17 protein-coding genes and 1 riboswitch are annotated in these 21,797 nt (G+C 45.1%); of the genes, 1 reads left to right on the plus strand and 16 read right to left on the minus strand.

What is annotated here, in order from left to right; genetic code table 11:
• Nucleotides 1–15: 15 nt before the first annotated feature.
• From ABFY19_RS12495 to ABFY19_RS12530, 8 genes are all read right to left on the minus strand, one after another.
• Nucleotides 16–1,968, minus strand: coding sequence for a glycoside hydrolase family 15 protein (locus tag ABFY19_RS12495; RefSeq protein ID WP_418790974.1), 1,953 nt, complete (start codon nt 1,966–1,968; stop codon nt 16–18).
• Nucleotides 1,969–1,982: 14 nt separating this feature from the next.
• Complete coding sequence (locus tag ABFY19_RS12500) at nt 1,983–2,882, minus strand: glucodextranase DOMON-like domain-containing protein (protein WP_418790975.1); 900 nt, start codon at nt 2,880–2,882, stop codon at nt 1,983–1,985.
• A 19-nt stretch (nt 2,883–2,901) separates the two neighbouring features.
• Nucleotides 2,902–3,348 (minus strand): HAD family hydrolase, encoded by a 447-nt coding sequence (locus ABFY19_RS12505; protein WP_418790976.1) that lies wholly within the window; start codon nt 3,346–3,348, stop codon nt 2,902–2,904.
• A 39-nt stretch (nt 3,349–3,387) separates the two neighbouring features.
• Nucleotides 3,388–3,732 (minus strand): phage holin family protein, encoded by a 345-nt coding sequence (locus ABFY19_RS12510; RefSeq protein WP_418790977.1) that lies wholly within the window; start codon nt 3,730–3,732, stop codon nt 3,388–3,390.
• Nucleotides 3,733–3,774: 42 nt separating this feature from the next.
• Nucleotides 3,775–5,634, minus strand: a complete 1,860-nt coding sequence (gene uvrC, locus ABFY19_RS12515; RefSeq protein ID WP_418790978.1) for an excinuclease ABC subunit UvrC — start codon at nt 5,632–5,634, stop codon at nt 3,775–3,777.
• Nucleotides 5,635–5,639: 5 nt separating this feature from the next.
• Nucleotides 5,640–8,483, minus strand: a complete 2,844-nt coding sequence (uvrA, locus tag ABFY19_RS12520) for an excinuclease ABC subunit UvrA (protein WP_418790979.1) — start codon at nt 8,481–8,483, stop codon at nt 5,640–5,642.
• Nucleotides 8,484–8,488: 5 nt separating this feature from the next.
• A complete protein-coding gene (gene uvrB, locus ABFY19_RS12525) occupies nt 8,489–10,474 on the minus strand; it encodes an excinuclease ABC subunit UvrB (RefSeq protein WP_418790980.1) in 1,986 nt (661 codons plus the stop codon).
• A gap of 139 nt (nt 10,475–10,613) precedes the next feature.
• Nucleotides 10,614–11,561, minus strand: a complete 948-nt coding sequence (locus ABFY19_RS12530) for a magnesium transporter CorA family protein (RefSeq protein WP_418790981.1) — start codon at nt 11,559–11,561, stop codon at nt 10,614–10,616.
• A 144-nt stretch (nt 11,562–11,705) separates the two neighbouring features.
• Here ABFY19_RS12530 and mgtE point away from each other — a divergent pair, with 144 nt between their 5' ends.
• Nucleotides 11,706–13,064 carry a magnesium transporter gene (gene mgtE, locus ABFY19_RS12535; protein ID WP_418790982.1) on the plus strand — a complete coding sequence of 453 codons (1,359 nt, stop codon included), beginning with the start codon at nt 11,706–11,708 and terminating at the stop codon, nt 13,062–13,064.
• A 271-nt stretch (nt 13,065–13,335) separates the two neighbouring features.
• A riboswitch (M-box (ykoK) riboswitch) is annotated at nt 13,336–13,505 on the minus strand.
• A 132-nt stretch (nt 13,506–13,637) separates the two neighbouring features.
• Here the strand turns inward: mgtE and ABFY19_RS12540 are convergent.
• The 8 genes from ABFY19_RS12540 to ABFY19_RS12575 all read right to left on the minus strand — a co-directional run bounded on the left by ABFY19_RS12540 (nt 13,638) and on the right by ABFY19_RS12575 (nt 21,765).
• Nucleotides 13,638–13,820 (minus strand): hypothetical protein, encoded by a 183-nt coding sequence (locus ABFY19_RS12540; RefSeq protein ID WP_418790983.1) that lies wholly within the window; start codon nt 13,818–13,820, stop codon nt 13,638–13,640.
• A gap of 130 nt (nt 13,821–13,950) precedes the next feature.
• Complete coding sequence (locus tag ABFY19_RS12545; RefSeq protein WP_418790984.1) at nt 13,951–15,192, minus strand: PDZ domain-containing protein; 1,242 nt, start codon at nt 15,190–15,192, stop codon at nt 13,951–13,953.
• Between the two features lie 90 nt (nt 15,193–15,282).
• Complete coding sequence (locus ABFY19_RS12550; RefSeq protein ID WP_418790985.1) at nt 15,283–16,446, minus strand: S41 family peptidase; 1,164 nt, start codon at nt 16,444–16,446, stop codon at nt 15,283–15,285.
• A gap of 106 nt (nt 16,447–16,552) precedes the next feature.
• On the minus strand, nt 16,553–17,695 hold the full coding sequence (locus tag ABFY19_RS12555; protein WP_418790986.1) for a murein hydrolase activator EnvC family protein: 1,143 nt from the start codon (nt 17,693–17,695) through the stop codon (nt 16,553–16,555).
• Between the two features lie 365 nt (nt 17,696–18,060).
• On the minus strand, nt 18,061–18,954 hold the full coding sequence (ftsX, locus tag ABFY19_RS12560; RefSeq protein WP_418790987.1) for a permease-like cell division protein FtsX: 894 nt from the start codon (nt 18,952–18,954) through the stop codon (nt 18,061–18,063).
• Nucleotides 18,944–19,630: a cell division ATP-binding protein FtsE gene (ftsE, locus tag ABFY19_RS12565; protein ID WP_418790988.1), complete on the minus strand. Its 687-nt coding sequence runs from the start codon at nt 19,628–19,630 to the stop codon at nt 18,944–18,946. The genes ftsX and ftsE overlap by 11 nt, the downstream gene beginning before the upstream one ends.
• A gap of 364 nt (nt 19,631–19,994) precedes the next feature.
• Nucleotides 19,995–20,939 (minus strand): transketolase family protein, encoded by a 945-nt coding sequence (locus tag ABFY19_RS12570; RefSeq protein ID WP_418790989.1) that lies wholly within the window; start codon nt 20,937–20,939, stop codon nt 19,995–19,997.
• Complete coding sequence (locus tag ABFY19_RS12575; RefSeq protein ID WP_418792607.1) at nt 20,932–21,765, minus strand: transketolase; 834 nt, start codon at nt 21,763–21,765, stop codon at nt 20,932–20,934. Before ABFY19_RS12575 ends, ABFY19_RS12570 begins: the two co-directional genes overlap by 8 nt.
• Nucleotides 21,766–21,797 lie beyond the last annotated feature (32 nt).

Raw genomic sequence — 21,797 nt, forward strand, 5'->3', positions numbered from 1 at the left:
CTGACCCGTGTTAATTTACCAGCCTAAATGTAAAGCCTGCCCGGAAGATGCAAACATATCCACAAGAAGTAAAAACATAGCATGGGACCATGCAAGGGGCACAACCCAGGCAGTCTGTCCGGTATTGCGGTCCACTTGTTCTGGAAGAAAGCCGAGTGAGGTCCGGCGCCCCAGAGTCCAGTGGACAATCCCGGCAGCTTTTTCCCAGCTCCCCCTAGACCCATGGTACATACCCAGCCATAGTGTCGCTAATACCCAGGGGTTGCCCCCAATATATCCGTCGGTTGCATATCTCTTGATACCGCCTACACCATGGTTTACCAGAGCATTCTCCAGGTGTTCCACTGTTTTAACCATTTTAGTATCTTCGGGCAGGAGCATTCCAAAAGGCACCGACAACCCCAAAAGACTGGCATCAGCTGTATCATCTCCAAAGTACTCATAGGAAATATATCCCTTGGAACCAACTACTTCTCTGACCCTTAACCCGTTATCTTTTCTATATTTAAATTCGTCCCGCCTGACTGCCATCCATCCGGACCTGATAAATCTATCCAGCCCCGAATCCCAAAAATATTTCACCATTTTCTCCCTAAAGACCTTTGCCGTTTCCAGCCACTTAAGAGCTAAATCAAATTCTCCAAACGTTTTGGCCAGTAATCCTGCTGACTTAAGTCCGCCATAGACAGCGGCACATGAATAGGCATGCTCGCCGAAGCGTTCTTCCCAAAGGTCCCATGACTTTAAGGAAAAATCTGATTCATCAGTCGCCCACTTCTGTAAAAACTCTGCCGCCCGCATTACTGCAGGCCAAACTTCCCCCAAAAAATCGTTATCCCATGTTTCTTTACAATACTGATAAATTCCCCATATCACTGCTCCCGTCGAATCAATCTGGTCCCCCCAGCCTGGGGCCAACTGCCCGGAGGTATACTGTCTCTGGGGCCATTCACCGGAAGGATTCTGATTCCTTGCTGCCCATAGGTAGAAATCCCTGGCATAACCTGGATATCCCGCCTTTAGCATGGCATGGGCTATAATGGCCGCATCCCGCCCCCAAACATATGCATAACCGCCGCTCCGAGTATAATGTTCATCAAATTCCGGTGCCGCAATAATTCCCCCGGTATCCCGGTTCATCAAAAGCCGGCATACCATTATCGAGCGCAGGTACAATTTTATCACTTCAGGACCGATACCTGGAGGAATATATGCCTGCCCCAGATAATGTTCCCAAAACTTTGTCGTTTCTTGCAGTAAATTGTTCCACCCGCAGTTCCGGGCATATATTATTTTACCCTCTGCCTCCTGCCTATTATGCCCGGCAGTGATAAAGACCGCCAAATTCACGGCCTGCCCTGGTTCCAGTACTTTTAGGTTCCAAGACTGGCAAGCATCAGGAGATAAAGCCACACTGTTGCCGTCAAAATTAACCGACAAAGCATAATTATTTTCTATGCCGCACTGGTATTTGTCAGTTTCCCTGTCACCGGCAATAGCAAGCCAGATGTCCTGACGATAATGAAATAAAATATCCCTGTCATTGTCAAACATCGTAGAATTATACTGTGTGCTCTCATTAATGTGCATGGATGTATAAACAATAAAAACCACCGGCAAGGGCCTGTCCGAACAGTTTTTTATCTCAAAACAGCGGCAGATAATATCCTGTTCAGGACAAGCAAAGTCAAGAAATTCAACCTCCAATCCGGCCCGGTTCGACCTTGCTGTTGTTTGCAAAATTCCCGTATTATCTAAATATTCCTGAGAATAAACCCAGTTCCCCTCATCGTCAAGCCTGACTGCCCGGTCGCCAAACGCCGGGGATAAAATCGCCGCCCAGGTATGGTTAATATGCTGGGCATTATCTATCTGCGGCCAGAAAAACCTTTGCAGCTCGCCTTTAGAACCAAGCGCCGCCAGTATTCTTCCATTTCCGATAATTGCATTATTAATTAGCGGTTTCACTATGCAGCCCCCTTCTAAAGCTTTACCTTCATTCTTTGCATAAACACTATAACCTTATCCAACATTTTCTCCCACCGGGTTGGCGTGATTTTTGAGGGCCCTACGGATTCTATTACTGCCTGCTGCCTCCGAGAAGCATCATAAGAGCCCAGCAGCTTTTCCTGCTTTCCTGGGTAAGCCAGGAGGTCAATAATATTAGGGTCATAATCCGTATCCGTACCTCCGCCAAATACCCAGCGTTCGACAGTGGTATTCACTTTTCGGAAATTGTCCGGTCCCAATCCGTCCTGAGAACCAATAATAACATAATAGCGCCAGTTATACGGGTCTCCTGGCAGCAGTCCTTTAGGTACGGTTACCCTTACGGTTCTGCCATCAGGCTGAAGCTTTGCCTTAACTCCGCTGTTCCTGCCCCCAGCTCCGGCATAATCACCGGCATGATATACAGCAGTCTTGTTAAAACTGACTGCCTTAATAAAATATTGCCACGGGTGGTGAGGGTCAAAAATAACATTGGCACCTTCTTTAAATGTCTCAATTCTGCCGTTGTCCGGGTCATCTGATATGTATATCTGTGCCATTGTATGGCTAAACCCTTCCGAGGCGCCCCAAGGATTGGTTACCCTGGGAAAAACCAAATCAAAATGATATAAATCCCTTATGGTGGAAACTGAAAACTTCTGCAAATCAAAATGTTCTTTCTTAGGGTCAAAAATTGAATCCGTAGGGTACTTATAAGTACCCGGCCCATAATCATCACCGGCAGGGTCTTCCAAAACGAAAATAACCCGCTCCCGGTTAAATTGTTTTTTTGCCTGGCCAACGGTAAAAGCAGCTATCCCAAGGCATGCCAATACGACAAAAAGCAGTATTGCCCCAATAATGACCAATATTCTACGTTTCCCTCCGCTCACTTCCGTATCCTCCTATAACCTACTCCAAAAAGCGCTCCAAAACTTTTGATACACCCATACCGGCGTACTGTATCATATCTAAGTCATTATAACTGTCCCCGAAAGCAATAATTTTCTCCCTTGGGATACCAAGACTCCGGGCCAAATTGTGAAGTGCATTTTTCTTGGTTGCCTGTGGGTGCATAAATTCTGCCAAATCGAAAGGCACCGGTGTTTCTGCCAGTGCCTCTTCGGAACGGGCGTTTTTCACCAATGCCCCCAGGTAGGTGATAATAGGGGCCTCTATTATTCCTAAATCAAGGGCAATCTGACGGGCCGAACGAAACATCCTGCCTGTTGCTATAGTAACCACACATCCCATTTCTAAAGCCTTCTTCAATGCCTTTACTGTTCTGGGAGAAACTTGCAGGTTATCATCCAACAGAGTATCATCAAGGTCAGCAGCAATAAGTCTGAATCCCGGCATAGGAAACCTCCGCAACAATTATTAGTATCTGCTTAAGCTTTAGTCATCAATAACAGCACGGCTTAATATACCACTAATAATAGTAATTATGATTGAGCCAAAAAATGCAGCCCAAAAACCGGAGACTGAAAAACCGTCTACTAAATATGCGGTTATCATGAGCATTACTGCATTTATTACCAATGTGAAGAGCCCGAGGGTGACAATGTTAAAAGGCAGAGTAAAAAACAAGATTACCGGTCGGATTATGGCATTCACAATACCCAGTATCAGGGCAGTAACTAAAGCTGCTCCGAATCCAGCCAGCCCAATTCCCGGTATCAGCCAGGCCGTCACCAGCAGCGCCAGCGCATTCAATACCCAACGTATAATCAAACCCTTCATTTTATAACCCCCTTCCATTTTACTTATATAATACCACAAAAATCAATTTTCTTCCTGCTGAAAAAATTCGTAAACCGCCTCCGCCACTGAACGGGTCATCCCCGGCACCTCTGCAAGCTGGTCAACTGCCGCATTTTTCAGGCTGGCCATAGACCGGAAGTGTTCTACCAAGGCCTTGCGTCTTTTGGGGCCAACGCCCGGAATATCATCCAGAACCGATTTTAAGGAGCGTTTTCCCCTCAGCTTGCGGTGATATATAATGGCAAACCGGTGGGCCTCATCCCTGATGCGCTGGACCAGATAAAGGCTTTCAGAATTGCTCGGGAGTATAACCGGGTCCGGACTGTCCCCACCAAACAGGTGCTCATGCTCCTTGGCGAGGCCGTATATGGCAATAGAATTAACATCTAGTTCCTTCATAACTTCCCGGGCAGCACTCAACTGTCCCTTGCCCCCGTCAATAATGACCAGATCAGGCATTTCGGCAAATTTGGCCTTTTCACTATCCAGCCTTCCTGCAGCAATTTCATCAATTTCTTTAGTTCCCCTGGCAAACCTCCTTCTGATAACCTCCTGCATGCTGGCAAAGTCATTGGGCCCTTCAACAGTTTTGATGCGAAAACGGCGATAGAGGTCGTTCCTTGGTTTCCCCCCCACAAAAACGACCATAGACCCAACCGGCTCTGTTCCTTGAATGTTTGAAATATCATAACACTCGATCCTCAAAGGAATCCTGGAAAGTCCCAGGTAATCCTTAAGCCCCAGGAGGGCTCCTTCCAGTTTGGTGCGGGCCTGTTCTTCCCGAGTGCGGTGCTGTACCAGTTCTTCTGCCGCATTCTTCTGGGCCATTTCAACCAGCCTGGCCTTTTCGCCACGTTGTGGAACCTTAATATAGACCCGGCCGGATTTCTTTTCCTCCAGCCACTTATTAATAACCCCGATCTCTGTCAATTCAACGGGAAGCAGTATATCCCTAGGCACATACTCTACCTGGATGTAATACTGTTTTACGAAAGATGTCAGGATTTCATTATCTGCCATTTCGGAGGTTTCATCAATGATGAAGTGTTCCCTACCCATCAGCTTGCCACCCCTGATGAAGAACACTGCCACAGCAGAAAGCTCGCCCTCCCTGGCTAGGGCAACAACATCCTGATCAACATGGTCAGCAGAAACTATCTTCTGTTTTTCAACAACCTTCTCAATATCCCTTATTCTGTCCCTTAGCTCCGCTGCCTGCTCAAAATCCAGATTTTCCGCAGCATCCGCCATCCTTACAGAGAGGGTTTTTACCAACTCCTCATGCCTGCCCTCAAGAAAAAGGCAAACATTTTTTATCATTTCCAGGTACTTTTCCCTGCCGACCTCTCCCTGGCAGGGAGCAAGACAGCGCTTGATATGATAATTAAGACAGGGTCTTTTCTGTCTATTAAGCGACTTCTGACGGCACTGCCTTAAAGGAAATACCTTTTTCAGCAACCTAAGGGTTTCCCTTAGCGCTCCGGCATCTGTGTAAGGGCCGTAATAGCGGGACCCGTCCCGGATTACCTTCCTGGTTATAAATACCCTGGGATAATCCTCACTCAGAGTTACCTTCACATAAGGATAGCTCTTATCATCAGCTAATCTCACATTATACCTGGGGCGGTGTTTCTTAATCAAGTTGCATTCCAGAATTAGGGCCTCAACTTCAGAGTCGGTAAGGATATATTCAATATCAGCTACCTGGCTTACAAGATTGGTTACCTTTGGGCTATGATTCCGGGATATCTGGAAATAAGACCTGACCCGGTTTTTCAGGGATAAGGCCTTACCTACATAGATTATTGCCCCAGAACTATTTTTCATGATATAAACTCCCGGAGCCTGGGGCAAGTACTTAAGCTTATCCGCCAAATCCATTTTGTTCACACCCCATTAACCACTAAGGTTTTTTCCCGCTCCAACATCTGTTTCAAAAACTGCCCCGTATATGATTCGGGCACAGAGGCGACTTCTTCCGGAGTTCCCGAAGCTACCAAGGTCCCTCCCCTGTCACCGCCTTCAGGTCCTAAGTCAATCAAGTAATCTGCAGTCTTGATGACATCAAGGTTATGCTCAATTACCAATACCGTATCCCCTGCTTCCACCAAGCGGTTCAGAACACCAAGGAGCTTGTGAATATCAGCTATGTGCAGTCCCGTTGTAGGCTCATCAAGGATATAGAGAGTTTTTCCATTGCTCCTCCGGCTCAGTTCTGTAGCCAGTTTGACGCGTTGGGCCTCACCGCCCGACAAGGTTGTTGCCGGCTGGCCCAGCCTGATATAACCCAGCCCGACATCCTGAATGGTTTTCAACTTGCGATATATTTTAGGAATGTTTTTGAAGAAGTCCGCAGCTTCATCAACTATCATGTCCAGGACATCTGAAATAGTTTTGCCCTTATATTTTACTTCCAGGGTCTCTCTGTTATATCGTTTACCCTTACATACTTCACAGGGGACATAAACATCAGGGAGAAAATGCATCTCAATCTTGATAATCCCATCACCACGGCATGCCTCACAGCGCCCGCCCCTGACATTGAAACTGAACCGCCCCGGCTTATACCCGCGCATCTTGGCTTCCTGAATCTGGGAAAATATCTCTCTGATTCCGTCAAATACCCCGGTGTAAGTAGCCGGGTTAGAACGCGGAGTCCGCCCAATAGGTGACTGGTCTATATTGATTACCTTGTCCAGATATTTCAGTCCCCTGATTTCTAAATGGCCCCCTGGCTTGGCCTTGGCTCCGTGCAGGTCATGGGCCAGTTTCTTATACAAAATCTCGTTAACCAAAGTACTCTTCCCACTCCCGGAAACGCCCGTCACACATACAAATACCCCAAGGGGAATACTTACATCTATATTTTTCAAGTTATTCTCACTGGCATTAACAATCTCCAGCCAGTTGCCATTTGGTTTACTCCTGGACAAAGGTACAGGAATCCTCTTTTTACCGCTAAGGTACTGCCCAGTTACTGAATTTTTCTCAGCAATAATGTCCCTCAGGGTTCCTTCGGCAACTATATGTCCCCCATTCTCACCGGCACCTGGTCCGATATCGATGATATGATCCGCAGCCAACATAGTCTCCTCATCATGTTCGACAACGATAAGGGTGTTTCCCAGGTCACGCAGGTGTTCCAGGGTTTGAATCAATCTCCTGTTATCCCTCTGATGTAAGCCGATACTAGGCTCATCAAGAATATAGAGTACTCCTACGAGACTGGAACCAATCTGGGTAGCCAGTCTGATACGCTGGGATTCCCCACCTGACAATGTCCCTGCCGCCCTATCAAGGGTCAAATAGTCCAATCCCACATTGACCAAAAAACCTAGCCGCTCTTTAATTTCTTTCATAACCTGGCGGCTGATAATACTCTCGCGTTCGGAAAACACTAAACCATTAAAAAATTCAAGGGCTTCCTGTACCGTCAGCCTAGTAACCTCATATATCGATTTGTCCCCGACTTTTACCGCCAATGTTTCCGGCTTCAGCCTGGCGCCTTTACACTCAGGACAAGGATGTGTACTCATATATGACTCAATTTCTTCTCTCATCCACTCGGAGTTTGTCTCTTTATGCCTGCGGGAAAGGTTGTTGACAATGCCCTCAAATGGAGCGTTAAAAAACTGGCTTCTCCCCTCTTTTTCATAACGGTAATTTATTTTTGTATTTCCCGTGCCGAATAAAATAGCATTTAACTGATTTTCCGTAAGTTCACAAATAGGTGTATAAACATCAAAACCATAGGCCTTTCCCAAGCTCTCAAGTGACTGGAAATACCAAGCAGCATTGGAGCTCCACGGTACCAAAGCACCCTGAACAATGGATTTAGTCCTGTCAGGAATAACCAGGTCAGGGTCTATCTCCATTTTGGTGCCTAATCCACTGCATTCAGGGCAGGCTCCATACGGGTTGTTAAAAGAGAACATTCTTGGGGATATTTCTTCCATACTGATACCACATTCGGCACATGCGAAGTTCTGGCTGAAAACCAATTCCTCCCCGCCGATAACGTTAACCAAGACTGTTCCACCCGACAATTTGAGGGCCAGTTCCAAAGAATCAGCCAACCGGGTTCCCCCGTCGGGACGAATTATAATCCGGTCAATAACTGCCTCAATGGAGTGTTTTTTGTTCTTATCCAGCTTAATATCATCAGCAACCTCAAATATTTCCCCATCTACGCGTACCCGCACATAACCGTTTTTACGGATATCTTCAAAAACTTTGGCATGCTCACCTTTACGGCCTTTCACCAATGGTGCCAGTACCTGGATTTTTGTCCCCTCAGGCAGCCCCAGCAAATTATCGACAATCTGTTCAACTGTTTGTTGGGATATCGGCCTGCCGCACTGTGGGCAGTGAGGATGGCCAATTCTGGCAAAGAGCAGCCTCAGGTAATCATAAATCTCCGTCACAGTTCCTACCGTGGAACGCGGATTACGGCTGGTAGTCCTCTGGTCAATTGAAATTGCCGGAGACAAACCTTCAATGTAGTCCACATCAGGTTTGTCCATTTGGCCCAAGAACTGCCTGGCATAAGCCGAAAGAGACTCCACATACCTCCTCTGTCCCTCAGCATATATGGTGTCAAAAGCCAGGGACGATTTCCCGGACCCGCTGAGGCCGGTAATCACCACAAACTTGTCCCTGGGAATAGCTGCATCAATGTTTTTTAGGTTGTGCACCCTAGCTCCTTTGACGATTATTTTGTCTTTGGCCATGTTTACTATTCCCCCCTTGCCTGCGCCCTAAGCTCAATAATCAGATCCCTCAGCTGTGCCGCTTTTTCGAATTCCAGATGCTTTGCCGCTTCCCGCATGTCTTTTTCCAAACCGGCAATAAATTTATTCAGTTCACGGCGTGACATTTTCTCTGTCCTGGGCCCATCCGTCCGGTAAACCGCTTCCGTCTCAGCCGCCCTGGTGGCTTCAATTACATCCCGGACCGCTTTCTTAATAGTCTGTGGAGTAATATTATGTTTTATGTTATGCTCCGTCTGTATCCGGCGCCGGCGGTTTGTCTCATTAAGAGCCTTAGACATGGACTCTGTAATTATATCACCATACATGATAACCTGCCCTCCGGCATTTCGCGCAGCCCGGCCGATAGTCTGTATCAGCGAGCGCTCCGCCCGAAGGAACCCTTCCTTATCGGCATCAAGAATAGCCACCAGTGACACCTCGGGAATATCGAGGCCCTCCCGGAGCAGGTTAATCCCCACCAGAACGTCAAACACCCCCAGGCGCAATTCCCTGATAATCTCCATCCGTTCCAGTGTTTTAATATCTGAATGCAAGTACCTTACCTTAATTCCTACTTCCTTTAGATAATCTGTCAAGTCTTCCGCCATTTTCTTGGTCAGGGTAGTTACCAGCACCCGCTCAGTCTTTTCCACACGAACCTTGACCTCCTCTATAAGGTCATCAATCTGACCCTTAACAGGCCTGATATGAACCTCAGGGTCAAGAAGCCCGGTAGGTCTGATAATTTGTTCCACAACTTGCTGGCTGTGCTCCAGCTCATAAGCCCCAGGAGTTGCCGAAGTATATATAATCTGGTTTATATGGCCCTCAAACTCCTTAAACATCAAGGGCCTGTTATCCAAAGCAGAAGGCAGCCGGAATCCGTGCTCAATCAGAGCGGCTTTCCTTGAACGATCACCTTCATACATACCCCGGACCTGGGGAAGAGTAACGTGTGATTCATCAACAATAATCAGGTAATCCTCCGGAAAATAGTCCAAGAGAGTATAGGGGGATTCCCCCTGTTTCCTCCCGGTAATGTGTCGTGAATAGTTTTCTATTCCGGAACAATATCCCATCTCCCGCATCATTTCTATGTCAAAATTAGTCCTCTGTTCAAGGCGCTGTGCTTCCAGAAGTTTTCCCTGCTCCTTGAGCTGGGCCAGCCTCCATTCCAGCTCCTTCTCAATATCCGCGACAGCTTTGTCCAGCTTTTCCCTTGAGGTGGCAAAATGGCTGGCAGGGAAAATGGACACATGGCTTCTTTCTCCCAGGACTTCTCCTGTAAGGGTGTCTATTTCCAATATCCTATCTACCTCATCACCAAAAAAATCTACTCTGATAGCCTGTTCACCATGTGATGCCGGAAAAATCTCAACAATGTCACCTCTTACCCTGAAGGTTCCCCGGACAAAATTCATATCATTCCTGGTGTATTGAATACTTACCAGTTTTCGCAGCATTGTATCTCTGCCAATTTCAGCTCCCTTACGTACGGACACTACCAGGTCCCGGTATTCTGCCGGGTCACCCAAGCCGTAAATACAGGATACACTGGCAACAATAATAACATCACGTCGTTCAAAAAGAGCTGCTGTGGCCGAGTGCCTGAGCTTATCTATCTCTTCATTGATTGAAGCATCTTTTTCGATATATGTGTCGGTCTGAGGGATATATGCCTCAGGCTGATAATAGTCATAATAACTCACAAAGTATTCCACTGCATTATCTGGGAAAAACTCCTTGAACTCCCCACATAATTGAGCAGCCAGTGTTTTGTTATGGGCAATGACAAGGGTAGGCTTCTTTACCTGTGCAATCACATTAGCCATGGTAAAGGTCTTGCCCGAACCGGTAACTCCAAGCAAAGTCTGGTGTTTCCGGCCTTCCTGAAGTCCCCTGACCAGCCTGTCTATAGCCTGCGGCTGGTCCCCGGCAGGTTTATATTCTGATTGAAGTTTAAACTCCATAATTGCTCCTCCATATTGGTTCTGTAACATTATATTATAGCATATTTAGCCATAATGAAAAACAGCCGGGCCTGCCCTAAATTCGCTCTTTAACAGTCCCGGCTCTTATATACTCCAACGATTATCAGTGATTTACCGCTCAAAACATCCTCCGCTTGACTAATATTAGAGTGGCTAAAAACGTTCCCCCCAAGGAAATCAAAATAATCAGCAGAAAAGCATATGGGTTTGTGGTATCAAAACCAAAGGGCAGTTTGACATTCATCCCAAAAAAGCTTGCTACCATAGTCGGAATAGAGAGAACAATTGTAACTGAGGTCAGAAATTTCATCACAATGTTTAGGTTGTTCGAAATAACTGAAGCAAAAGCATCCATCATACCCGTGAGAATATTGCTGTATATATGAGCCATTTCTATAGCCTGCTTATTTTCAATAATAGCATCCTCCATTATTTCCTCATCCTCGGGGTACATCTTCAGCCATTTGGATTTAAGCAGTTTCTGCATTACAGCCTCATTTGACCTGAGTGAAGTGTTAAAGTATACCAAACTCTTTTCAAGGCTCAACAGGGAAAAGAGTTCCTGGTTTTTCATTGACTTGTGCAGCCTTCTCTCAATCTGATCAGTCTTCCTGCTAATTTGCTTCAGGTATCTCAGGTAATAAACAGCTATCCGATAAAGAAGCTGCAAGATAAACCGGGTTTTCTTAAAAGTAAAGAAACCCTTAACCCTGTTATTGGCGAAATCATTTATGATAGGATTTTCTTTAAGGCAGACAGTAACAAAATAGTTGTCCTCCACAACTATCATGCCAAGAGGAATGGTATCAAAAGTAGATGTCTCCTCATCAGTGTTGAAGACAGGGATGTCAACAATTATCAATAGGGTTCCATCTTCTTTTTCAATCCTGGATTTTTCTTCCTCATCAAGGGGGTCCCTGATAAAGTCGGACTCGATTCCCAGCTTTTCAGAAATGAAATGTATTTCCTGTTCGGTAGGGTCTACCAGATTCACCCAGCATCCCTTTGTAATTATGTCTGTCTCACAAAAATTCCCGGACACATCTGAATTATAAATGGTGATCACCACTCCCACTCCTTTCTGCTTCTGCTTCTTCCTTTCTTCCTATCTTCCAAAAAGCGGTTATTACTTATAAGTAGTAAACTATTGATAATTAGGGGTACACTAATCTGTGTAAATCTAAATCATTCTTATAAATGGTGATAATATATGCTGCAAAAAACATCTGCAACCGGAACCCGAAATACTCTTTTCAATTACATAGCCGGTAAAAACCGCCTTGGTTTCCGGGATATCATTGAAGAACTGCAGCCTTATGATATAGCGGAAGCATACCAAAAAACGCCGGGAAATTTAAGGAATGAATTTCTTTCATTCCTGGACTTGAAAGAGACCGCAGTTTTAATACAGGAACTGGAAACCTCAGTACAACTGGATATCCTTAACCGTCTGGGGACTGAAGTATCCTCCAGGGTAATGGACTTAATGGAAAATGACGACCTGGCAGATTTGCTCAATGAACTCTCCCACAACAAAAGTCAGGAATTCCTCGCTTTCATGCGGCAGGAAGAGTCGCAAAACGTCAAAAATCTGATGAAATATCCTCCTGAAACCGCGGGAGGCATTATGACAAACCGTTATGTATGGATCCGGAATACTTATACGGTAAGAAAAGCAGTTGATAAACTCAAAGACTTTGCCGAAATAGCGGAAAATATTTACTATCTTTATGTACTCAATGAAGACAACCGGTTAACCGGTGTGGTGTCATACCGCGACCTGCTCCTTGCCGATCTGGAAGACAATATTAATAATATTATGTTCAGCCGAATTATTTCTGTCACCGTTGACACTGATCAGGAAGAAGTGGCCCGCTTATTCGAAAAATATGATTTTGTTGCCCTGCCTGTCATTGATGTACATGGCCGCCTCCTCGGAATAGTGACTGTTGACGATGTTGTTGATGTGCTGATTCAGGAAGCCAATGAAGACATCGGCAAACTCTCTGCTTCAGACAAAGCAATAGATTTTAATACCCGGGCAGTGACTGCATCCTTTCTAAGGCTGCCTTGGCTGATTATGCTGCTTTTTATTGGACTAATATCAGGAACTATAATTAGCAATTTTCAAGACGCCCTGCAAAAAGCAGTGTCTCTTGCCTTTTTTATGCCAATGATTGCCGGAATGACAGGAAATACCGGAACCCAATCACTGGCCGTGGTAGTCCGCGGGCTGGCTGCCGATGATATTGACCGCAGAGCAGTTTTTCGGCTGGTAACCCGTGAACTGGGAGTCGGAGTCACAATTGGGAGCATTTGCGGACTGCTGATTGCAGTGTTAGCATATATCTGGCAAAGGAACCTTTTTCTTGGCTTTGTTGTAGGCAGTTCCCTGTTCCTAACTCTGATTATCGGAACACTTGCCGGAACAGTAATCCCCCTGCTGCTGTATTACTTCAAAATTGACCCGGCCATTGCTTCAGGGCCCCTGATTACAACTCTTAATGATATTTTTTCCTTAAGTATTTATTTTGGTACTGCCTCTGCGTTTATATTATACTTACAGTAATCAGTAACCGGGAAACAAAAAACCTCCCCTGAAAAATTACCCGGGGAGGTTCCTCATGTCATCCGCAAATATTCACATTGCAATAATAGGAATATTTCTCAATTCAAAAGACACAAAGACCCCTTGGCAGGATTTTTTTTCATTGTATTTTCGATGCTGTTTTTTATCAACTTTTTAGTACTGCAACTAGGCGCAACATCCATAAAAATCACCCCAAATAAAAAAATCTTCCAAAAGGGAAGATGTATTAAACGAAATAAAAAAACTAACACATCGGTCTCCCTCGTACGAGCTTTGGCACATACACAGCTAAAACCTTATGGTTCAGCCACATTAGGTAAAACCTTAATCCGGCAGTACCTGTTAACCCATTGGCGTCTCTCGACATTTCCGGGCAGTGGCGTATGATCTGTGCAGAAGCCTCACCTAACGAAGCTTGATGCTAAATGTAATTTATGTTTTCAGTATATGTTAATAGCTGCAAAATGTCAACGAATTTCATTATTCGGTTACACTTAACCCCGCCACCGAAGTGACGGGGTTAAGCATGACGAAAAAAACTAGTTAATTGGTTTAACTTATCTGCAGTAATCTGCCATTTGCTAAAACCCTGTATACACCTGAAATCCTGTCATTACGAAGCACAAATTCTATATAGCAGTTTTTACAAAAATACGTTTGCAGAGTAGAGTCTTTTCTGTGAATAGTATGAAGCACACCAAGCCACTTATCACTTTCGCACCTAGGACATTTCACCGGCATCGTCTCCTATTGATTTTTTCGCGGGCATTTTCTTGGATCATTTTACAGAGCCCCTAATTAACATTATATAGATTAAATGTGAACAAAATGTGGCAAAAAAGTAAACATTCTTTAATAAGTTAATTTATATGCCTTTTTTGTTTCTCCCAATTTTCTCTGCAATTCGGGAAATAATACTCTGGCTGACAAACTCCGTATATGTGTATTCATCACCTTCAGGAACAGGAATTATCCCCGCAGGCTGATACGGTTTCAGCTCCATGATTACCCTCTGCCACTTCTTTTTACTATGTGTAATAAATTCTATTTCCAGCAGGCGCGCCCCGCTTCCCAAAGCAGCCTCGATATCCAGCTTACTGTTAACCGGCTGCCCGTTTATTGTATAAATAACATCTCCTGAACGAATACCTGCAGCCTGTACTGCTGTATTGGGTACAGCCTCCAGTAAACGCACCCCTCTCAAAGGAGGGACAAAAATAGGCTTCCCCTTAAACTCAATGTGCTGTCCAACATATATCACTATTTCATGCCCAAGGGGGGCAAAAACCGCAGCCAGGTACTCAATGTCCTGAAAACGCGATGCCAATACTGCAAGGCCCAGTAAAATAAAGCTGTATATCCCCAAATTACGCGCCGAAAGCTTGCTTTTCTCAACCGGAGTATGAGCCAAGGCCAGGTCGCCGTATCCGAGTCCAGCTACAAAAGGGAAGAGTACCCCTGACATGCCCAAGATAAAATTGTTTCCCGACTGAATTAGGGGCCACCAGTCAGGCATTAACGGCAATAAGGTAAGACCTGATGCCTCAGACAAAAAAGCAACCGCCACAATCGGAAGAGGCCAAAATTTTTGCAGGGTGAAACCTCCAACAATTTGACCTGACGGCTTTTTCATGTACATGGGCGAAGCACCTGCATGACCACTGAAATATATGAGCATACTTTCTACCAGGTGCAGGATAGCTACCAGCCCCATCAACTGGGGAACGTCAACCGCAGGGATACCTAGCATTAGGTTGCTTAAAGCAACTATGCCTCCAGCATATGAAAAACAAAGGAACCTTGGGTTTATCAGCATTAGGATAAGGGCCAGAGGCCAAATATAGCTTATTGCCAATCCTGTTAGATTGATTCCTGCTAATATCAGGAGAATGCTTCCCAAGAGTCCGCCTATGAATCCATACCACGTAGCAGAAAGGGTATCCCGGAATACTGTATTGCCACTAATGCCAAAAAGGTTTTCCCTGGATTTGGCAATTCTACGGTATTGAAAAGCTACGAGGACCAGGACCACCCAAAAAAGAGGATTCTGCAGCGCACTTGTTAATTCTCCGGCTATTAGCTTGAAAAAACAGAGCACTTCATTCATTAATATACCCCTTATTCAATCTACAGTGCTTCTTAATCATCAGTGCTGCTTAATCAAAGAGCCACGAAATCTCCATCGTGGCCCTTAAGTCTACTTTGTCTTCTGCTCAATAATTTGAATTGCCTTTTCAAGCTGGACATCAGTTTCAACATCTTCAGCCTGTTCCATCTCAATATGTGGTTCAATACCCTTTTTGTTAATATCATTTCTGTTAGGTGTAAGGTACTTACCGGTTGTCAGTTTAAGACCTGCGTTATTCTGCAGTTCATAAAGTGACTGGACCACACCCTTGCCAAATGTCTTGGTTCCAACCAAGGTACCGGCTTGAGTATCCTTAATTGCTCCGGCAACAATTTCGGAAGCACTGGCACTATTACCATCAACCAAAACCACCAGAGGTAAATTAAGGTAGCGGTTGTCTGCCTCGTATGTTTCTTCTTCAGCGGACCGGTAAGTAATATAAACTATTGGTCCTTCAGGAACAAACATATCGGCAACCTTGACAGCAGCCTCCAGTTCCCCGCCGGGGTTTCCTCTCAAGTCCAGGATTATCCCTTTTACCTTTCCACTGTTCTGTTCTTTAATGGAAACCCCCAAATCAGACAGAGTTTTCTGAAGCTCGACTGCGGTATTCAAACTGAATTGAACAATACTGACATAAGCAATATCCGTATCCTGGAGTATCTCTCCTTCAACAGTCGGAACCCTGATAATTTCCCGTGAAATAATAAAATCATGCATCTTGTTATCCGACTTCCGGTATACAGTCAGCTTAACTTCTGTGCCCACCGGACCCCGCATCATGTTAACTGCCGAATCCATGTCCATATCCTTGGTGTCTTTCCCATCAATTTTAAAAATAATATCCCCGGCCTTAAGGCCTTCATTGTAAGCCGGAGTATCCTTAATAGGCTTCACTACTACGATATGTTCCTCATTCTGACCAACCAGTATTCCGATTCCGCCGAAACTTCCCCTAACCTGCTCGGTCAGTTCCTGGTACATCTTTGGCGGCATATAAATTGAATAAGGGTCCCCCAGTGAGTCAACAACACCTTTTATGGCTCCGTCAATCATATCCGCTGGCTCGGCTGTTTCCAGATAATGCTTTTGTACCAAAGAAATAACCCGGGTTAGTGTGCCCAGGTTATCATAGTCTGTTATCAAGGCACCGGTCACAAATCCACCTGAAATAACTGCAAGAACAAGCAATACCCCAACAACACCAACCAGTACCCTGCGCCGCTCTGACAAAAATACCACCTACCCAACTACATTTTATACACACTTAAATATATGTATAATAGTACAATATTATTAGAAAAAAAACAACAACAGGAATTATTTGAAAGACGCAGTATTATAAATAGCTATGCGGGTTGACCGGAGAACCGGCTTTCCTAACGGTAAAATGAAGGTGTGGACCGGTACTCCATCCAGTACTGCCTATTTTTCCGATCGTCGCACCCTTGCTAACTTCCTGGCCGTCAGACACTAACTGAGACGAAAGGTGGGCATACATTGTGGTTATTCCTGCACCATGGTCCAGCACTACTACTTTGCCATAACCGTTTTGCCAGCCTACATAAATGACAGTCCCACTATCTGCGGCTTTTACCGCTGTCCCGGTAGGTGCGGGTATATCAATGCCATCATGGAACCTGCGTGTTTTCAGGATAGGATGCATCCTCCAGCCATACTCGGAACTTATCCTCGAATATCCCGGTACGGGCCAAATAAGCTGTCCGGTGCCCTTAGCCTTTGAATTGGCAGACTTCCGCCTGATCAGCTCATCCAGGGCTTTGGATTCTTTCTCCATTTCATCCAGAGCTTCTTTTAATGCTTCCTGGGTAGACTTAATTTGATCAAGCTTTTCCTCCCGGTTATCCTTAATAGCTTCCAGGCTGGACTGCTGTTTGGACTTTTTCGTTTCCAGATTCCTGATTTCATTTAATTTTATTTCAAGGTCAGCTTTTTTATTGGAAATATCCCGCCGCTCATCTTCAATGGTATTAACCAGTTCAGTATCCTGCTTCACTATTCGGCTTAAAAATTCTGACCTGGTTACAAAATCAGAAAAACTGTTAGCGTTCATTAAAACTTCCATGTAGTTCACTTGTCCGTTCATATATATATCCTTAACCCTCACATTAAGGATTGCAGTACGCTCCTCCAGCCTCTCTTCTGCATTCTTTAAATCAAGCTTCACCTTCTCAACCTGTTCACTTACTTCTGCAATCCTCATATGCAAGATACCAATCTCATTTTCCACTTTATCAATTGACTTGTCCAGGTTAGACAACTCCTGTAATACAGCCTTTTCCTTTTGTTTTTCTGTTTTAATCTGCTTCTGCGTTCGGGACATTTCCTGCTGTTTCTGTTTTTGCTCCTTAATCAGGTCATCCAGCTCACCGGCAAATGACGGTATAATAGAACCCGCCAATAGTATACATAAAGTCATCATGACTGCAAAAATCCGGCCTTTTTTAGATATTCGTTTCACCGGGTTCCCTCCTTTTGCTCTAAGTACGCTCTCGGAAATTCGAGATGCTTTATGTTCAAGGCTTCGCGCCTTGGACTTTTTGTTTTTCCTTCCACAGTAGGCTACGGATATGACCGTGGAATCTGGTGAGGTGTTGCACAAGATTTTCCTTGCGAAGGCATCTTGAGGATTTTTACCGAAGTCTCCGCTAAGCGAAGCCATGGACCGGAACCACGGATGGTGAAGCCGCCGTTGAGGCAGGATGCCGAATTGGCGGTTTAGTCCATGGCTTCGCCAGGAGCAAGGTTAGAATCCTCCGATGCCGGAGCGGAAAATCGGTGCAATGCTTTACCAGATTAACCTATGGTCATTTCCGAGAGCCTACTCTAAATCCTCAAAAACTTACGCATTGAGATACTGCTCCCAACAGCACCAATAAACATACCGGCTCCAAGCATGGAAGTGCCCAGCATCAACAAGAACTGCGGGTCTGTTTGCAGCCCAAAGACAGCATAATTAAAATTGTTCTGAATGTAATCAGTAAAAGAAACATAACTTACACTTACTACCAAGACTGCAAGCAAGGCCCCGGTAAAACCAAGCACCATTCCCTCAAGCAGAAAAGGCCACCTGATAAACCAGTTGGTAGCACCTAGTATTTTCATAATCTCAATCTCTTTTCTCCTATTGAAGACAGTCAACCTAATAGTTGTAGCAATTAAAAAAATAGCAGCCAGACCTAGAAGGACTATAACCGTTATGCCTACTATACGCACCCAGTTAATAACTGCAAAAAGCTTTTCCACAAAGTTTTTTCCATAATCAACCTTCTCAACCTGTTTAAAGCCCTGAAGGCTTTCGGCTACCTTGACCACGTCCTCAGGTGCGATGGTATTTATTACATACAGGTGAGGCAGAGGATTGTTTCCACCTAGGGCATCTATCATGTTCTGCTCGGCCCCCAATTCTTTCCTGAACTCTTTAAGGGCCTGATCCTTGCTTTTGAACTTTACCTTTGAAATTCCCGGCAGTTTGGCTATATCTTCATTTAGCACCCGGGCATCTGCTTCAGCTACATCATCCTTGAGATAAGCAATAATTTCTACGTTTGATTCTAACCTTGTGGCTAGGTAATTGGCATTCATCACACTTATCAGGGATACTCCGAATATAATCAGGGATACGGCAACAGTACCTATGGAGGCCAGACCCATCCAGTTATTACGGTACAAGGATTTGCAGGCTTCACGGATGAAATAGCCAAATGTCCTAATCCTCATAGCCGTATCCACCTCTTTCCTCATCCCTGACAATCCTGCCCTTTTCCAAAGCAACAACCCTTTTTCTCATTGAATCCACAATTTCTTTAGCATGTGTAGCCATAACTATGGTTGTCCCGCACTTGTTTATTTCCTGAAGCAGGGTTACAATTTCCCATGATGTATCTGGATCAAGATTCCCGGTAGGTTCATCAGCAATTACCAATGGCGGGTTATTAACAATAGCCCGGGCAATAGCTACCCTCTGCTGCTCACCGCCTGACAACTCAGATGGGATGGCACTAGCCTTATGGGTTAGCCCGACCATTTCAAGTGCTTCAGGAACTGCTCTCTTAATTTCCTTTCTGGATGCTTCTATCACTTCAAGGGCAAAAGAAACATTCTCGGCAACTGTTTTGCCTTGCAGCAGCCGGAAGTCCTGAAAGATAACACCTATTGCCCTTCTAATGTATGGTATTTCACGCTGTTTATAACGTGAAATGTTTTTTCTGTTAAAGAGAATTTGGCCCCTTGATGGCTGTTCTTCCCGAAAAATCAACTTTGTCATTGTTGACTTACCGGCGCCGCTGGGACCTACCAAAAAAACAAATTCACCTTTTTCTATCCTCATAGTAATATCTGTCAAAGCTTTGGTGCCATTTGGATATACCTTGGAGACATTAATCATATTTATCATTTAAAAATTAACACCCCTAATAAATATTGTTTCGACAATAGTGCGTTTGCTGGACTGTAACATGAGCTTCAAATAAACACTCAAATATAGTTAATTTTTTCGACATTATATCTTAAATTCCTCTTTTAAAGTGCAGAAATAATAGGATTTTAAAGGGTGCTTTACCAAAACATTACAGGAAAAAGTCACGGTCTTATTCCTCTAAGCTGGAAAGGGGTAGATATGTTCCGGAAGAACGAGTCTGACGTCCGTTTGTCGGTTCCTGCACAGCAGGAACCGGTAACAAACTGAGTCGTAGCCGTTCTGGAGGAATATATCTACCCCTTAAATGCTTTTGTGGTCAAATGACGGGACTGTCCCTTAACTATCCGTTCTTCCTATCCAATGCTTTTTTAACCGCAGTAACAATATCTGCCGGCATCAGGCCATACTTCTGAAGCAGTTCAGCCGGTTTACCTGACTCACCAAAGGTATCCCTGACCCCTATCATTTCCTGGGGGACCGGTTCAGACTGCACCAGAACCTCAGCTACAGCACTGCCAAGCCCTCCTATAATACTGTGCTCTTCTGCGGTAACGATTGCCCCGGTTTCCCGCGCAGCCTTTATAACGGTATCCCTGTCAATTGGTTTAATTGTATGCATATTAATTATACGGGTGCTGATATTTTCAGCGGCCAGCATCTCAGCAGCCTCGACTGCATGGCCTACCATTAGACCACAGGCAATAATGGTAATATCACTGCCTTCTTTCACAGTAACTGCTTTGCCTACTTCAAACTGGTAGTTTTCATCAAAGACCGCAGGCAAGCCAAGCCTGCCAAGCCTTAGGTAAACAGGTCCGTTTATCTCCACTGCTGCCTCTACCGCTTTTTCAGTCTCAACTGCATCTGCGGGTACAATCACTGTCAAATTAGGCAGTGTTCGCATCAAGGAAATATCCTCAATAGACTGGTGTGATGCCCCATCCTCACCTACACTGATTCCTGCATGAGTGGCCGCAATCTTAACATTCAGCTTGGGATATGCTATAGAATTACGAATTTGTTCAAAAGCTCTTCCGGTGGCAAAAACCGCAAAGGAACTGGCGAACGGTATTTTACCTGCTGCTGCCAATCCGGCAGCTGTCCCCAGCATATTCTGCTCAGCTACTCCCATATCGAAAAACCGATCAGGGAATACCGCGGCAAAATCCGCTGTTTTTGTTGATTTGGAAAGGTCGGCATCAAGAACCACAATGTTGCTGTTCACCGCTCCCATTCGAGCCAAGGCTTTTCCATAAGCCTCACGTGTCGCTACTTTTTTACTCACCGGCTTCCCCTCCTAACTCTGCCAAAGCCTGACTGGTCTGCTCAGCATTTGGAGTGCTGCCATGCCAACCTACCTGATTCTCCATGAATGATACTCCTTTTCCTTTGACAGTATTGGCTGCAATCATAACAGGTTTGCCTTTAATTTCCCTGGCCTTGGCAAGTGCTTCTATAATTTGCTTCATATTATGACCATCTATTTCCTCAACATGCCATCCAAAGGCACGCCATTTATCAGCAACAGGTTCCGGTGACATTATTTCAGCTACAGGCCCGTCAATCTGCAGTCCATTATGGTCTAAAAAAGCAACCAGGTTATCAAGCTTATAATGGGATGCCGCCATAGCAGCCTCCCAAACCTGACCCTCCTGGATTTCCCCATCACCCAGGATAACATACACCCTGTAATCAAGCTTGTCCAGCTTACCGGCAATAGCTATCCCGTTAGCAACAGAAAGTCCCTGACCTAGGGAACCGGTTGACATCTCAACTCCAGGAAGATGTTTCATGCTGGGATGCCCCTGCAGCCTGCTGCCGGTCTTCCTAAGAGTCATAAGTTCATCCTTGGGGAAAAACCCCAGTTCAGCCAAGGCAGCATACAAGACAGGCGCGGCATGACCCTTGCTGAGCACAAAGCGGTCCCTGTCCGGCCAATCCGGCTGCTGTGGATCTATCTTCATTTCATTAAAGAAAAGGGCAGCAACAATATCGGCGGCAGAAAGGGAACCCCCAGGATGCCCTGACCCGGCTTCTCCCAGCATTCTTACAATATCCTGCCGCAATTTACAGGCCTTCACCTCTAAACCCTGCACTACAGAACTATCCATTATTTCTGTCAACTCCTTCTTGGTTTGTGGTT

It is taken from the genome of Phosphitispora sp. TUW77 (assembly GCF_048453025.1).
Taxonomy (GTDB): Bacteria; Bacillota; Thermincolia; order Thermincolales; family UBA2595; genus Phosphitispora.